The 13,921-nt window shown below is 59.3% G+C and carries 13 protein-coding genes; 9 read left to right on the top strand and 4 right to left on the bottom strand.

The genetic code is table 11. The features are described from left to right. Positions 1 to 11: 11 nt before the first annotated feature. Positions 12 to 1,055: a ribonucleotide-diphosphate reductase subunit beta gene (locus tag DVR09_RS15000; RefSeq protein ID WP_234041648.1), complete on the top strand. Its 1,044-nt coding sequence runs from the start codon at positions 12 to 14 to the stop codon at positions 1,053 to 1,055. A gap of 175 nt (positions 1,056 to 1,230) precedes the next feature. Next, complete coding sequence (locus DVR09_RS14995) at positions 1,231 to 3,375, top strand: ATP-dependent helicase (RefSeq protein ID WP_162815010.1); 2,145 nt, start codon at positions 1,231 to 1,233, stop codon at positions 3,373 to 3,375. A gap of 152 nt (positions 3,376 to 3,527) precedes the next feature. Here DVR09_RS14995 and DVR09_RS14990 read toward each other — a convergent pair whose 3' ends face one another. Genes DVR09_RS14990 through DVR09_RS14980 form a run of 3 tightly spaced genes read right to left on the bottom strand, consistent with a single transcriptional unit; the run spans position 3,528 to position 5,539 of the window. Further along, positions 3,528 to 4,838, bottom strand: coding sequence for a type IV secretion system protein (locus DVR09_RS14990; RefSeq protein WP_115418074.1), 1,311 nt, complete (start codon positions 4,836 to 4,838; stop codon positions 3,528 to 3,530). 15 nt (positions 4,839 to 4,853) lie between these two features. Next, positions 4,854 to 5,162 carry a hypothetical protein gene (locus DVR09_RS14985; RefSeq protein ID WP_115418073.1) on the bottom strand — a complete coding sequence of 103 codons (309 nt, stop codon included), beginning with the start codon at positions 5,160 to 5,162 and terminating at the stop codon, positions 4,854 to 4,856. Then, on the bottom strand, positions 5,159 to 5,539 hold the full coding sequence (locus DVR09_RS14980) for a hypothetical protein (RefSeq protein ID WP_115418072.1): 381 nt from the start codon (positions 5,537 to 5,539) through the stop codon (positions 5,159 to 5,161). Before DVR09_RS14980 ends, DVR09_RS14985 begins: the two co-directional genes overlap by 4 nt. 274 nt (positions 5,540 to 5,813) lie before the next feature. Between DVR09_RS14980 and recD2 the strand changes: the two genes are divergently transcribed. Continuing rightward, positions 5,814 to 8,063, top strand: a complete 2,250-nt coding sequence (gene recD2 / locus DVR09_RS14975; RefSeq protein WP_162815009.1) for an SF1B family DNA helicase RecD2 — start codon at positions 5,814 to 5,816, stop codon at positions 8,061 to 8,063. Positions 8,064 to 8,251: 188 nt separating this feature from the next. After that, positions 8,252 to 9,133, top strand: a complete 882-nt coding sequence (locus DVR09_RS14970) for a lysozyme family protein (RefSeq protein WP_234041647.1) — start codon at positions 8,252 to 8,254, stop codon at positions 9,131 to 9,133. Between the two features lie 10 nt (positions 9,134 to 9,143). Here the strand turns inward: DVR09_RS14970 and DVR09_RS14965 are convergent, their stop codons facing one another. After that, on the bottom strand, positions 9,144 to 9,449 hold the full coding sequence (locus DVR09_RS14965; RefSeq protein WP_115418069.1) for a hypothetical protein: 306 nt from the start codon (positions 9,447 to 9,449) through the stop codon (positions 9,144 to 9,146). Positions 9,450 to 9,462: 13 nt separating this feature from the next. On the opposite strand from DVR09_RS14965, the gene recJ reads away from it, so the two are divergent. From recJ to DVR09_RS14940, 5 genes are read left to right on the top strand one after another with little or no spacing between them, the layout of a single operon-like run. Next, on the top strand, positions 9,463 to 11,316 hold the full coding sequence (gene recJ / locus DVR09_RS14960; protein WP_162815007.1) for a single-stranded-DNA-specific exonuclease RecJ: 1,854 nt from the start codon (positions 9,463 to 9,465) through the stop codon (positions 11,314 to 11,316). A 60-nt stretch (positions 11,317 to 11,376) separates the two neighbouring features. After that, positions 11,377 to 11,706 carry a hypothetical protein gene (locus tag DVR09_RS14955; RefSeq protein WP_115418067.1) on the top strand — a complete coding sequence of 110 codons (330 nt, stop codon included), beginning with the start codon at positions 11,377 to 11,379 and terminating at the stop codon, positions 11,704 to 11,706. Positions 11,707 to 11,708: 2 nt separating this feature from the next. Continuing rightward, positions 11,709 to 12,035, top strand: coding sequence for a hypothetical protein (locus tag DVR09_RS14950; RefSeq protein WP_115418066.1), 327 nt, complete (start codon positions 11,709 to 11,711; stop codon positions 12,033 to 12,035). After that, on the top strand, positions 12,032 to 13,096 hold the full coding sequence (locus tag DVR09_RS14945; RefSeq protein WP_115418065.1) for a M50 family metallopeptidase: 1,065 nt from the start codon (positions 12,032 to 12,034) through the stop codon (positions 13,094 to 13,096). The genes DVR09_RS14950 and DVR09_RS14945 overlap by 4 nt, the downstream gene beginning before the upstream one ends. Continuing rightward, positions 13,093 to 13,845 (top strand): hypothetical protein, encoded by a 753-nt coding sequence (locus DVR09_RS14940; RefSeq protein ID WP_115418064.1) that lies wholly within the window; start codon positions 13,093 to 13,095, stop codon positions 13,843 to 13,845. The genes DVR09_RS14945 and DVR09_RS14940 overlap by 4 nt, the downstream gene beginning before the upstream one ends. The last annotated feature ends 76 nt before the right edge of the window (positions 13,846 to 13,921 follow it).

Below are 13,921 nucleotides of genomic sequence, written 5' to 3'. Positions count from 1 at the left end.
GAGAACCCCACATGACCGACACCATCAACCTCGATCCGTTCGCTCTTCGCGAAGACTTGCAGCACATCCCGATGTGCCGTCCTTCCGAAACCTACAAGCCGTTCCACTATCCGTGGGCACACGAGGCGTGGAAGCGCCAGCGCCAGATCGACTGGCCGCCGGAAGAAATCACGATGGGCTACGATGCCCGTGACTACGCCACGCTCAATGATGCCGAGCGTGGGCTCATCAACAACATCCTCAAGCTGTTCACCCAGTCGGATATCGACGTCGCGAACAACTACATGACGCTCTATTCGCCCATCTTCCGCAACGGTGAAATCGCGCGCATGCTGCGTCGCTTCGGCTCGATGGAAGACACTCACGTCGAGGCGTACTCGCTGCTCCTCGAAACGCTCGGCTTCCCCGACAGCCACTACAACGCATTCCTCGAAGTCGAAGAAATGCGCGAGAAGCACGACATGCTCACCGGCTACAAGATGCGCGACCCGAAAGAGATCGCGACCAGCCTCGCGCTCATCGGCGCCTTCGGTGAAGGCCTGCAGCTCTTCTCGTCGTTCGCGATGCTGCTCAACTTCTCGGCGAACATGAACAAGATGAAGGGCATGGGCCAGGTTATCACTTGGTCGATCCGCGACGAAACGCTGCACGTCGCCAGCATCATCAAGCTCTTCCACGAGTTCCGCAAGGAAGCCGGTCTCGACCTCTCGGACGTCAAGGAAGGCATCATGCAGGGTCTCCACAAGGTCGTGATGCTCGAAGACGCGTTCATCGACCGCGCGTTCGAACTCGGCCCGGTGGGCAAGACTACCCCCGAGGACTACAAGCAGTACGTCCGCTACACCGCCGACTTCCGTCTCGGCCAGCTCGACCTCGACCCGATCTACCACGTCGAAACGCATCCGCTGCCGTGGCTCGAAAACGAGCTCAACGGCGTCGAGCACGCCAACTTCTTCGAAACTCGCGCCACCGAGTATTCGAAGGGCGCCCTCCAGGGCGACTGGGGCGACGTCTGGGGCCGTCACGACGAGGCACGCGCGAAGGCCGCCGCCTAATGGGAAACGCCGCCTCTCAACGGAGGCGGCGTTTTCAGGCTCCAAGAGCCAGGGAAGTGAATGAATTGAGGGGAAGTGATGCCTGTATGGGCATGATGAAAGTCTCCTGACAGGGCCTCGTCGGACGGTGTCACCCGGCGGGGCCCATTTCATGGAAAAGGATGGATCCAGTCTAATGCTCGGTCGCTACGACAGCTTCGAAGAATTCGACCCTTGGCAGGATGACGCCGGCGTCGAACCCGATGAATACTGCGACGGATCTCTCCGCGATCGCGTAGACGCAGCTCTTGCTGCCACGCACCCCACAAACAACCAGCAACGCCTTATCAAGCTCGTCGAGGGCATGACGCCCCAGCAGTTCGACGCGGCTACCTACGACGGCACGCCGCTGGTCATCCTTGCTGGCGCAGGTACTGGCAAGACCAAGACACTGACCTCGCGCATCGCGCTCCTGGTCACGGCTGGCATGGCCCAGCCCAGCGAGATCCTCGCCCTCACCTTCACCAACAAAGCTGCGAAGGAGATGGCCACCCGCATCGCTCACATGCTCGAGCTGGATGCAATCTCGGTCACCGCAACCACCTTCCATGCATTCTGCGCGAAGATGCTCCGCGACTACGGCGGCGAGCTTGGCTGGTCGACCGACTGGACCATTCTCGATTCCGACGACACGCGAAAGATGATGCGCATCGGCTGGAAAGAGCGCTTTGGCAGCCCTCCCGACAAGGAAACGCTCGACGAAATCCAAGACGCACATGACAAAATCTACTGCGCGTCGGACACTCCTGACGAAAAGCTTCAGCTGATCGAAAAGCCTGTTCGCGAAGCGGCCGCCGAATACCAGCGTCGCAAGGCGGCGGAGAACGTCAAAGACTTCTCCGATCTCATCACCGAGATGAACAAGCTCCTGCAGGAATCTGAATTCGTCCGCGGCGAAATCCAGCAGCGCTTCAGCTATGTCCTCGTCGACGAATACCAAGATACCGACAGTCGCCAGGAGGCGCTGCTTCGCAGCATCATGGGGGAAAATCCCAACCTCACTGTCGTCGGAGACGAGGACCAGCTCGTTTACACCTGGCGCCACGCCAAGATCGACAACATCCTCCAGTTCGAGCGCCGCTGGGGCGCTCACCGTATCATGCTCGAGCAGAACTTCCGTTCGAGCCAGAACATCCTCGATGCCGCCAACCGGCTCATCTGCGTCAACAACAACCGCCTGGGTAAAGAACTCTACACCTACGACGAGCCCGGCGCCGAGGTCGAACAGGAGTTCTTCGAGCAAGCGATCCACGAAGCCGACTGGATTGTCGAAAAGATCGCCGAGGACATCGAGGCTGGCGTTCCGCGCGAAGAAATCGCTGTGCTGGTCCGTGCCAGCCATGCCCTCAACTTCGTCGAGAGCGCCCTCAACCAGCGCGGGATCCGCTACACCCTTTCCGGGGGCAAGAAATTCCAAGACAGGCAGGAGATCAAAGACATCTCCGCATATCTGCGCCTGATCGCGAATGCCCATGACCGCATGGCTTTCGAGCGTGCGATCGCTGCGCCCAAGCGCAACGTAGGTGCCACCCTCCTCGAAGACATCGAAAAAGCCGCCAAGAAGATGCGGACGGACATCACCGACGCCGCTCGGCGCATGGCAAGCGGCGGGATAATGCCTCAGCCGGCTCGCGAGCCGGTCCTTGAGTTCTGCCGCGTCATTCGTGAGATGGCCGCCGATGCCGTCCACGGAGCTACGGCCGACACGGTCGTAACGAAAATCGTGGACGACACCGGTTATCGCGAATCCATCAAGGCAGACCTCAAGGAAGCTCGGAACAACGGCGAGAAGGACGCCGTAGAGGCCCTCACCACCCGCCTCTCGAACATCGACGACCTCATCAACATCGCCAAGGGCAAAACCCTTGCCGAATTCCTCGACCACCTCGGCCTTTCCGAGGACGCCCGACGCGACCAGGGCAAAGGTGTCTGGATTGGCACCATCCACGCTGCGAAGGGCCTCGAGTTCTTCAACGTCTACCTTCCCGCATGGGAGCAAGGCGTCCTGCCTTCCAACCAAGCTATCCGCGGAGACGGCGATCTCGAAGAAGAACGCCGCCTTGGCTACGTCGCCATCACACGCGCTCGCAAGAAGCTTTGCATCACGCGATCGTCGTTGCGGTTCGGGAAAGATGCATCGCCCTCGCTTTTCCTCGCAGACCTCGGCTTCGTCAGCCCTGACCTCTTCGAGGAATTCCACGCGCTGCAAGCTGAACAGGCTGCCGAGAACGGCGGGGCTGACAATCAGATCGAAGACCTGATGCTCGACGTGCCCTTCTAGGGTTCACCACCACACATTCGAACTCACAATAGAACCTCGAAACGAGGCACCCGAGGACGGCTGACCACCTACGATCCTCAAGCTTCACCACCTGCGAAAAGGGGCGGCTCTCACAAGAGAACCGCCCCTTTCTTTTTGGCAAGGTGGAGCGCTTAGCGTCCGCCCATATCCGCACCACCGGCTGCGCGGCCAGCAGCGGCCGACGCACCCATCGTCGCCCTGCCAGCTTTCATCGCCCCGTCGAAAGCCAGCGAAGAGCCGCCGGTCGCAGCCGCCCGGCCTGCGGACACCAGCTTCTTACCAGCATAGCCACTGACGACTGCCGTACCGGCAGCGCCAGCTGCGAAGCCAGTTGCCGCACCGCCGCCAACGCCGCCCGAGCTACCCTGGAAACCAGCGAACTCAGCTGCCAGCGTACCTGCCGACTTGATAAATGCAGCCATGCCGCATGCAGCAGCGACGAGCACCATAAACGCCTTGCCGTCGAGGGGGCCGATATACGAATTGGTGCTCGTGTCCGTTGCAGAGTCGATCACCGGACTCGCCACGATAGAAAGCAACTGCACCGAAATCGCGACCGCCACCGCAGTGAACAGAAACGTCAGGCCGGCAGTCAAGCAAGACGTCGCAGCCTGTTTGCAAGCACCACGCGTCGGCTTGAACTGATATGCCAGAACAATCACCGGAAGTATGACCGAGACAACAGCCAGGCGGATCATTGCATCAAAAAGGCGGAACGGCAGCATGACCATCATGAGGCCGAAGCAAAGTGCGATAACCAGGCCGCCAATGATCTGGAAAATCTCGAAGTTGCCGGTGAAGAAGTTCATTTCCGCATCATCGATCAGGAACACTCCAAGGCCGATGCCCTTCCCCATCTCGATATGCATCGAGCAGATCAACTGCGAGCCGGAAACAGCAAGCGGATTACCGCCGCCGCCGCCGCAGCTACCACCACCGCCAATCAGCGCATTCGCGGCGCCCATGGTCCCGTTGATTGCTGGAAAAACGAAGCCTTCCATAATGTAGCCATAAGGGCCCGCGCTCAGCACGAACAACAGAATGACCATCAGAACCAGGCGCTGGAAAATCGTGTCGATGGACTGCGCCGGGCCGTTGGCGAAGGACGGACTCATCAGCAGATAGAGCTGGAAGACAACCCAGAGCCCCATGAAAGCGCTCATCGCATTGATCGCACTACCGGTGAAAAGAGCTTCGCCCTTCTGCCCGATGTCCATAGTGACCGTCGCCATCGCGGAATAGAGTTCGCAGCCCCAGCAGGCGCTCGGAGCACTGAAGGTCTCCTTCCACTCTGCAAGCGACTTCTTCGGCTCTGCATCCTCGCCACCCATGTCCCAGTCCCACCAGCTTGGTGGCTCTTCCTGCGCATACGCAGGAGCCGGCGAAACCACCGACAAGACAAGGGCAAACGCCACAAACAATGATGCCAGAATCCGTCGCATAGCTACAGCCTATCCCTATTCCGCAGGTGGGGTTGAGCGAGGCTTCTCAGCCCCAGCATCATTCGCAGCGATCGCCGCGTCTTCAGCAAGTTCCTCTTCCTCGAACTCTTCGAAATCGAGGTTGTCGTTCGCGCTCTCCCTACCGAAGAGCGAAATCTTCATGCCCTTGAAAAGGACCAGGTAAGCGAACATCGCGATCGCAAGAACCCACATCATCGCCCCGAAAATCTTCAAGGCGTCGCTGAAGCTGCTGCCGATCTTCGCAGCGATCAGATAGAGCGACAGCAGGAAAACTATCGCTCCGTATTTGTGGAACGCGCTCACTCGGCATCCGCCGCATTGCGCATCGCGATCTCATTCGCGATCGAACGAGGCGTAGCCACGATGCAGCCGCCGCGCTGGACCATCTCGAGCGTATGATCGTCGGCGCCCTGAGCCGCCCAGACATCGAGCGCAACATCGTGCGGATTGCGAAGCTGGCGCTTGCCGTCCTTGAGGATCGGAACACGATCTTCGTCCAGTTCCCAGACCGAGGTGCGAACACGAACACGATCGCCCGTAACTTCGTCCATCAAGAAGATGGCGTAATAATCGCTTTCCTTCGCGAACCGCTCGTCCAGCCGCTGCTGGTCGGTAACGCTCATCAGAGCCTTGGCTTCGATCACCTGAGCCTGCGGCTTGGCCGACGTTTGCGTATCCATAAAAAATTCCCTGTTCTAAATAAGCCCACACACCTTTTAGGCCCAAACAGAGCCTGTGTCAGCGACAAATTTCATATTTTCTGGAAGTTTCAGGATTTCTCAAGCGAAATATCCTGAACCAGCCGCCGCCGAGGAATTCCCTAGAACCTCGCGCTTCTGCTGGTAGAGTAGGTGAGTTGAAGGCATCGGCTTTGCCGAATGCAATTCCAAAGGAAGAAAAATGGCCCTCGCCCGCATGCGCCTGGCGAGAGACCACATGTCGAGGCAATCCCAGATGACCGCACAAGCCCAAGGGCTGCCACTCCCCCTGAACACTGGCCACGAGGCTTCCCTCGAAGGCCGGGTAACGCGCATGATCTTCGATGCGCCCGACGGCAAAATGCGCGTATTCCAGATTCAACTCGACGATGCTTCGCAGATGACTGTCCGCCAATACGACAACCTCCAGCCGCTCAAAAAAGATGACCAGATCAAGGCCATCGGCAAGGTCGTGGAACACAAGAGGTTTGGACGGCAGTTCCAGGCCCGTGACGTTCTCCGTAGAATCCCAAGCAGCCCCGAAGGCGTTGCCAAGGTCCTCGCTGGAAAGGAGTTCAAAGGGATCGGCCCGAAAATGGCCCAGCGTCTGGCTGACAGCCTGGGGTCAGGCGTAATCTCCATCCTCAACCAGGGTGACCCAGATGGTCTGGTCGCAGGCTTGATAGGCGAAAGCAAAGCGAACTCGCTGCTCGCCTCGTGGGCCTCCAACATGCAGGAGCATGCTGCTCACGCCACCCTCGCAGATCTCGGCGTAGGTCCTCATATTCGCAAGAAGATCATCGAGACCATACCAGACTTCGAAGCGGTCCTTCAGACAGAGCCATACCGCATCGCCAAAGAGGTTGATGGCGTAGGCTTCGGCACCGCTGACGAGCTCGCAAAGCGCGCTGGCACATATCAGATCGATTCCCCTCAACGCCTCGAAATGGGGATCCAGCACGCCCTCGACCTCGCTGCCCTCGACGGCCATACGGGGCTTTCCTATACGCAGCTCCTCGACAAGGCCTGCGAAGTCCTAACCTTCGGCGACCGGAAGGCTGTCACTGCTGTTCTCGACCGAGAGATCGAGGAAGGAAGCTTGCTCGAATCCCCGAACAAGCTGATCCAGAAACCCTCCCTCGCCCGTCTCGAAACCCGTCTCGCGCGTTTCATCACCCGCCTTGCGCGCTCAACCCCGCCGCCTCTCAACCCCGTCTCCGTCACGAGCGCCCTCAAGTCCCTCAAGAAGGACTATGGCGTATCTGACGAGCAGTTCGGAGCTGTCAGCGCAGCCCTCAAGAATTCCCTCAGCGTCCTCACCGGGGGGCCGGGCACCGGCAAAACATTCACGATCAAAGCAATCATCGAGACGTTCAAGAAGCTGATGGCTGAGCGCGGTCAGCAGCCGCGCGTGCTTCTCATGGCGCCAACGGGGCTTGCTGCCGACAGGATGCAAGACTCCACGGGGTACGAGGCCAGCACTATGCACATGGCCTTGCAGTTCGATCCAGAAACCCACGGGTTCGTCCATAACGACCAGAACCCCTTCCCCTACGACCTAATCGTCGCAGACGAATTCTCCATGTCCGACACCCGAATGGCAGATGCCGTCATTAGGGCCGTTGCCGGAGGCAAGACCCGCCTCATCATCGTAGGAGACCCCGACCAGCTTCCTTCAGTAGATGCCGGCCGCGTGCTCCACGACCTCATCCTTTCCGGCATTTGCGAAGTCACCAAGCTCACCATCGTTCGCCGCACCGGCGAAGGCTCTGCCATCGCTCTCGGCGCAGAGCGCATCAAGAACGGAAAGCTCCCTGAATTCGGCCAGCCGGGCAAATCCGACCTAGTCTTCATCGAAATGGACGATCCCCAGGCCGCCTCCGATCGCATTATCGAAATGGTTTCCGACAAGATCCCTACGAACATCGGACATCCAACCGAGAAAATTCAGGTGCTCAGCCCCGGGAAGAATTCCACCGTCGGAGTTCTAGCGCTCAATGTCGCGCTGCAAAACGCTCTCAATCCCGTTGAGCCCATCAAAGTCGCCGGCAACGACAATGACCGCGTCATCATTCGCAACGGTCACCATGCCCGCATGGGCGATCGCATTATGTGCATGAAGACCAACTACAACCTCAATATCTACAACGGCGACGCCGGTGTGATCACAGACATTGAGGTCGACCCTGAGCGGAACGCGTTTCTCCATAACAACTTCGGCAAGAAGGATGTCGCTCTCGAGCGCGCCTATTGGGCGAACCTCGATCTCGCTTACGCTCTCACCGTCCACAAGAGCCAAGGCTCCGAATACGACGTCGTCGTGATACCCATGACGACAAGCCACTGGGTGATGCTGAAGCGTAACCTCCTCTACACCGCCGTTACACGAGCCAAAAAGCTCTGCGTCATCGTGGGATCGAAGCGCGCTTTGCAGCGCGCAATCGAAACTCTTGATGGAACTTCTCGACAAACGGGTCTACTTTCCCGTATCAAGGCCGCCGCGTAATTCCTCAATTATCCTGCCGGGGGGGCAAGAAAATGATTCGAACAGTGGCTACGACCCTCATGGGTCTCAGCGCACTCGTGGGTTTTTCAGGGACCGCGAGCGCCCAGACCGCTCCTGAAACGGGCTACACCTGCTCGACCATGATCGCAGAGGTCGAAAGACGCCGGCAGATCCCGCGCGGACTTCTCATGGCCATCGCGATTACCGAGTCCGGCAATGAAGGGCAGCCCAGCCCTTATGCGATGAACATCGCCGGCCGCAGCCACTTCGCCAAGAGCAAAGCTGAGATGGCTCGCATCATCTCAGCGAACTGGAACCGCGGCGTGAAGTCGATCGACGTCGGCTGCATGCAGGTCAACCTCATGTATCATGGCCACAAGTTCGGCCAGTTGACCGACCTCCTCGATTCCAAGACAAACGTCGAATACGGTGCTGGCTACCTCATCCAGCTCGCACACTCGCGCGGGTCGTGGCGAGAGGGCGTGATGGACTATCACAACAAGAAGGTTCAGCGCCGCCGCAACTGGTACGGATGCAAGGTCTGGAACAACTACCTGCGCATCACGCACTCGAGCACAGGCTTCGTCCAATGCCCCAGAACTCCTACGGGATCTTCTGTAGCTTCTCGCGACAGCGTGAAGACCACGCCTCTCGTCATTCCCGGCTATAACGACAGTCGTGCCAGCCTCGCCGGCATCCAGAGCGGAATGAATCGCCAGCCTCCGATGGGCGGCCCCGAACAGCATCTCAGCGCGAGTGCCAGCCAAATTCCCACCGGTGACCCGCTCGATCCGGGCATTACGAACATCCCTGCGATCATCGCCCAGGCTCCCCAAGTCGCCGCGCGACCAGCCGCTCAGCAGCGCGAACGCGTTATGGGAACTATCGAGCTCGCAAGCGCGGATGAATCCCTGGCCGACGTGACTACGTCAGCTGATCCGCGCGCCAGCGCGTTCCGCTCGGTGCGACCTCAGGACTGGTCAGAAAGGCAGCGCGCTATCGCTGAGGCAGAAGCGCCTGCAGCCACAAGCGAGACGCAGGGTGGCTTTGCCCGAGTAGGCACCGACTAAACCCTGGCGTCTATTCGCCGAACCAGATCCAGAAGGCTGCGAAGATCACTCCACCAGCCGCCATCAACCAATACGTCTCGGTCGCATAGCCCATCGAGCACATCACGCCTGCCACGAACGACGGAGTGAACCGCATGATCGAGAAGTTCGTTTTTCCGCCCGACGTCATGAAGACCCCGAAGAGGAGCATTCCGACGACGATGAAATAGCTGAAAATTTCTTCCGCGCTTCTCGCATTGGCCATTTGCCATATCGGCTTCCATGCGAAGAGCGCATAGAGAGAAAAACCTGAAAGAATTGCCCCGATCTGGATCATTTGCAGTACCCCTGTGGATGTTTATGGATTGGGGGTAGCTGAGCCGGTTGTCAAACCCAGATTTGTGGCTCAGGAAAATTTTGAAAGATTCCCTTACGTGACCGAGACAACATCTATTCTCGAAAACCGAACATCCGCCCTTGGCCGCAAATGGTCGCTGCGAGATTCAACTGGGTTTGACTACGCACCGGAGTCTGACGGGCCATCACGGCTTCAGGCGCGCGTCGCGCACGCTCGCGGGAGTTCACAGGAAGATCTACCCGGCCTGATGAACCCTGCGCTCAAGGAGCATATGCCCGACCCCTCTGTCCTCACCGACATGGACAAGGCCGCTATGCGGCTGGCCTCGGCCGTGAAGCATGACGAGGTCATCCTCGTTTTCGGCGACTACGATGTCGACGGAGCGACTTCTACCGCTATCGTCCAGCGCTACCTCGCCTCTGCAAAGGCGAAGCATGTAATCACGCATGTTCCCGATCGCGATAACGGCTACGGCTTCGGCGATGACAACTGCGCCGCAGCCATTGCCGAGAAGCCCGGCGTCATCGTTCTTCTCGACTGCGGCACACAGAACCACGAGACCATCGCCAAGGCCACCGGCGAAGGCATCGATGTAATCGTCGTCGACCATCACCAGCCCTCAGACACTCTTCCCAACGCTCTCGCCCTGGTAAACCCACACCGGCACGACGAGACCGAAGACGGCCAGAAGCTGCGCAATCTCTGTACGGCTGGCTTGGCCTTCATGCTCGCCGCCGCGGTCAATCGCGACCTGCGTAACGCCGGATTCTTCAGCGAAGGCGAAGCGCCCAACCCTTCGACGCTCCTCGACCTCGTTGCTCTCGGCACCGTCTGCGACGTGATGAAGCTCACCGGCCTCAACCGATCATTCGTCAAACTCGGATTGCGACGTCTCGAGCGCAAAGAAAACCCGGGCCTTTGCGCCCTCGCCCGTGTGTCTGGCGTCCGCGAAGGTGCAGGCGCCACCGCCCTTGGCTTCCACCTCGGTCCTCGCATCAACGCCGGCGGCCGCATCGGGAAAGCGCGGCTGGGAGCCGACCTTCTCGCCAGCAATGACCCCGACTTCTGCGACCAGGTTGCAGATGAGCTAAATCAGCTGAACGCCGACCGCCGCGCAATCGAGAACCAAGTCCTCGAAGAAGCCACCTCCATGGTCTCAGACGACGACGACATCATCGTCGTCGGCAAGGAAGGATGGCATCATGGCGTAATCGGCATCGTCGCTGGGCGCCTGAAAGAAACCTTCAACCGCCCCGCAATCGTTATCGGCATCGACGAGAACGGCATCGGCAAAGGCTCCGGCCGTTCCATCTCCGGCGTCGACCTCGGCAAGGCCATTATGGATGCCGTGAAGTCAGGACACCTAGTAGCCGGCGGCGGCCACGTCATGGCATGCGGCCTCACGATCGAGCCTTCGAAAATTGACGGCCTTCGCGAGCATCTCAATGCCACCCTCTCTGCCGAGACCGCGCAGGCCCGCGAGCAAAACAGCACGCAGTTCGATGACTTCGTCTACACATCCGACCTCACGCCCGGTTTCGTCAATGAAATCGAACAGATGGGCCCTTACGGTCAGGGCTGGCCGAAACCTCGATACATCCTTGGCCCCGCTAGCATCGACAGGATTCACGAACTCAAGGGCGGGCACGTCAAATTCCAGATCGCTGACGATAACGGAAGCATCGACGCTATCGCCTTCCGGGCTGCCGACAACGGCATCCTCGAAGCTCTCCAATCGGGAAAGAAGCTGCTGATCGCCGGGCAGGCAGACATCAATGTCTGGCAGGGGCGAACCAGCATGCAGTTCCTGGTCGACGATGTGATGGAGGCCCATCCCACGTCTTAAACAAACCCACATTTCGCAATGAGCCGGCCATGATGGCCGGAAAACTGGAGTAAAGAAAAGATGGCAGACAAATCTCCCGTACGCGTTCTTCTCATCAAGGACGGAGAGAATTTCTACATGCGGCCGCTCGGCGACCAGCCGCCGGTCCATATCGCCTTCATCGACACTGCTCAGAACAAGCCTGACGGTCAGGGCACGATCCGCGCCCTTATCCCCGGCGGCGGCAGTGGCGAAGAAGTGAAGGCCGTTCTCGATCTCGGCAAAGCCGACATGGAAGGCTACGTCTCGTCGGGCAACTTCGCCCGCGACCAGCAGATCTCCGCTCAGAACGAGCAGATCAGTCAGCTGCAGAACGCCAGCAACCAGCCGGCAACCGCGAACGAGGCCTGAGCATGGATATGGCAAGCGCCCCCAAGATCAGCAGCTCCGACGACAGTCGGAACGTCATAACCGCAACCATGGCGAAGGTGGTGGAGGGACTCGACTACGAGTTCCACCCCCTCGTCAATCGGACCGTCTGTGCCTTCGAAGTCGACGGTGACTTCGTTCACTTCGACGAACACGAGATCCGCAATGCGGCAGCATGCGCCATCAGCGGCGTCATGCGCGATGAACTCGCCGGTCTTCCCGACCAGCGCGCTGCAACGATCGAGGGCGCTTGCCAGCGCCAGCTCGCAATCTTTGTCGCAGAACAATCCCGTAACAACTGGGCAATATGACCGACTTTCTCATCGCCTTCGTCGCCTTCATCCTCATGGTCTCCACCATCGTGAGCATCCATGAATTCGGGCACTATCTCGCCGCGCGCAGCTTCGGGCTTATCGCAACCCACTTCTCCGTCGGGTTCGGCCCTGCCCTGCTGTCATGGAAGGACAAGCGCGGCACGGAATGGCGCATCGCGCCCTTCCTTATCGGCGGCTACGTCAAGTTCGCTGGTGACGACGAAGGCGTGGAGGTGAAGCCGGGGCAGAAACGCCTCAACGACCTTCCCCGATGGCCGCGGGCCGCGGTCGTTGCGGCTGGTCCGGGCATCAACTTCGTTCTTGCCGGTCTCCTCCTCGCAGGCATTGCCTACTTCTACGGTTATCCTGCCGGCCAGCCGGTCGTTGAATCCGTTATGCCCGATAGTCCCGCGGCTGAAGCTGGTCTGCGCGAAGGCGACGTGATTACGCGCTTCAACAACAACGAAATCATCACCGCATACGACGTGCGCCAGCGCATCATGATCGCACCAGGCGAGACAGTCGTCATCGATGTTGATCGCTACGGAAGCGATTACAGCCTGACCGCGACGCTGAATGCCGTTTCTCACGATGACGGCTTCGGCAATGTAAGCCGGATCGGCGAGTTGGGCGTCACCCTTCCCCGCGCCTTCGAACGGTCCCCAAGCGTCGGTGCCGCTCTCACCAAGGGTGTGAGCGAAGGACTGTTCGTCACCTACAGCCAGTTCATGGCGCTGAAGCAAATCGTCACAGGGCAGCGACCCGTCGTCGAACTCTCTGGCCCTGTCAGGATCGCCAAGATGTCCGGCCACACCATATCGATGGGCTTCATGCCCTTCCTCTACATGATGGCCATTCTCTCGATCGGCGTCGGCATCATCAACCTCCTCCCGATTCCCGCACTCGATGGCGGCCACCTGGCCACCTATGCCATCGAAGGCATCACTGGCCGCGAATTGAATGCTCAGCTTGCCAAGGCTCTCACCGGTGTAGGGATCGTCGTAATCATCCTCTTCGGCGTCCTCGGGCTCTCTCTGGACTATATCGCCCTCTCATGAGCACTCCTCGCAAAAAGCCTGCGGCAAAAGCCAAAGCGAAGAGGAACGAAAGCCACACCGGCCCTGGTTGGCTCACCGTGTTCTGCTTTTCCGCCATGTCATTCGCGGCTGGCGGCGCGACCGCGACCGTAGCTCTGGAATCCGCGGCCACCTTGGATGAATTCAAGGCCCGCAATATCCGAGCCGAGGCGCCTCCACCTCCTCTCGAGCTGGTTAGCTTCGACAAGCCAGGTGGGCGCACGAAACCGCAGTTCTTCCCTGAGACCAACCGCGTCGACTGGTCGATATCGCTTCGGCCCGGCGTGCCGACAATCCCGGTCAAGCTCGACAACCTCTCCAAGCGCGACAACCACCGCGTCCTCTTCCAGGTTCTAAGCGAGGATCGCGACCCTCAACTCGCAGCGGTTCTCTATGTTCGGGCCAACGGTAAAGCCATCATCCAATTGCCTCCGGCCGAATATCGGCTCGATGTCGTCAGCACTTCCATCAACATGGATTGGGACATCGCGAAGGACCAATACGCCTCCCCTCGCCTCAAGATGAATATCGAGAGCGACCAGTCCGCCATCATTGCCCAGAAACACCTCGAAATAACCGACGGTGGATCTCTGCGCCGGAGGAAAGGCCAGACAATCCGCGCTGCCAAGTCAGACCTCCCCGTCGCTCCTGATGAGCCCCAGGAAAAACAGGAAATCGATTACGGCGACATTGAAATCCCCGACGAAACCTCAACTCGTCCCAAATCATAACACTTCGTCTCAAAACAGGACGGCTGGCCTTGCATTCGCACCGGTGATGTGACGAATGCTCGGCATCAGAGGCGGA

The sequence above is a fragment of the Erythrobacter aureus genome (assembly GCF_003355455.1).
In the GTDB taxonomy this organism is placed as follows: Bacteria; Pseudomonadota; Alphaproteobacteria; order Sphingomonadales; family Sphingomonadaceae; genus Qipengyuania; species Qipengyuania aurea.
Note: the sequence above shows the minus strand (reverse complement) of the source record. Positions and strands in the feature narration are given on the sequence as shown.

Bases quoted from the DNA above. Each gene is read 5' to 3' on its own strand.
- DVR09_RS15000 (WP_234041648.1), top strand. From the start codon at position 12: ATGACCGACACCATCAACCTCGATCCGTTCGCTCTTCGCGAAGACTTG.
- DVR09_RS14995 (WP_162815010.1), top strand. From the start codon at position 1,231: ATGCTCGGTCGCTACGACAGCTTCGAAGAATTCGACCCTTGGCAGGAT.
- DVR09_RS14990 (WP_115418074.1), bottom strand. From the start codon at position 4,838: ATGCGACGGATTCTGGCATCATTGTTTGTGGCGTTTGCCCTTGTCTTG.
- DVR09_RS14980 (WP_115418072.1), bottom strand. From the start codon at position 5,539: ATGGATACGCAAACGTCGGCCAAGCCGCAGGCTCAGGTGATCGAAGCC.
- recD2 (WP_162815009.1), top strand. From the start codon at position 5,814: ATGACCGCACAAGCCCAAGGGCTGCCACTCCCCCTGAACACTGGCCAC.
- DVR09_RS14970 (WP_234041647.1), top strand. From the start codon at position 8,252: ATGGCCATCGCGATTACCGAGTCCGGCAATGAAGGGCAGCCCAGCCCT.
- DVR09_RS14965 (WP_115418069.1), bottom strand. From the start codon at position 9,449: ATGATCCAGATCGGGGCAATTCTTTCAGGTTTTTCTCTCTATGCGCTC.
- DVR09_RS14955 (WP_115418067.1), top strand. From the start codon at position 11,377: ATGGCAGACAAATCTCCCGTACGCGTTCTTCTCATCAAGGACGGAGAG.
- DVR09_RS14950 (WP_115418066.1), top strand. From the start codon at position 11,709: ATGGATATGGCAAGCGCCCCCAAGATCAGCAGCTCCGACGACAGTCGG.
- DVR09_RS14945 (WP_115418065.1), top strand. From the start codon at position 12,032: ATGACCGACTTTCTCATCGCCTTCGTCGCCTTCATCCTCATGGTCTCC.
- DVR09_RS14940 (WP_115418064.1), top strand. From the start codon at position 13,093: ATGAGCACTCCTCGCAAAAAGCCTGCGGCAAAAGCCAAAGCGAAGAGG.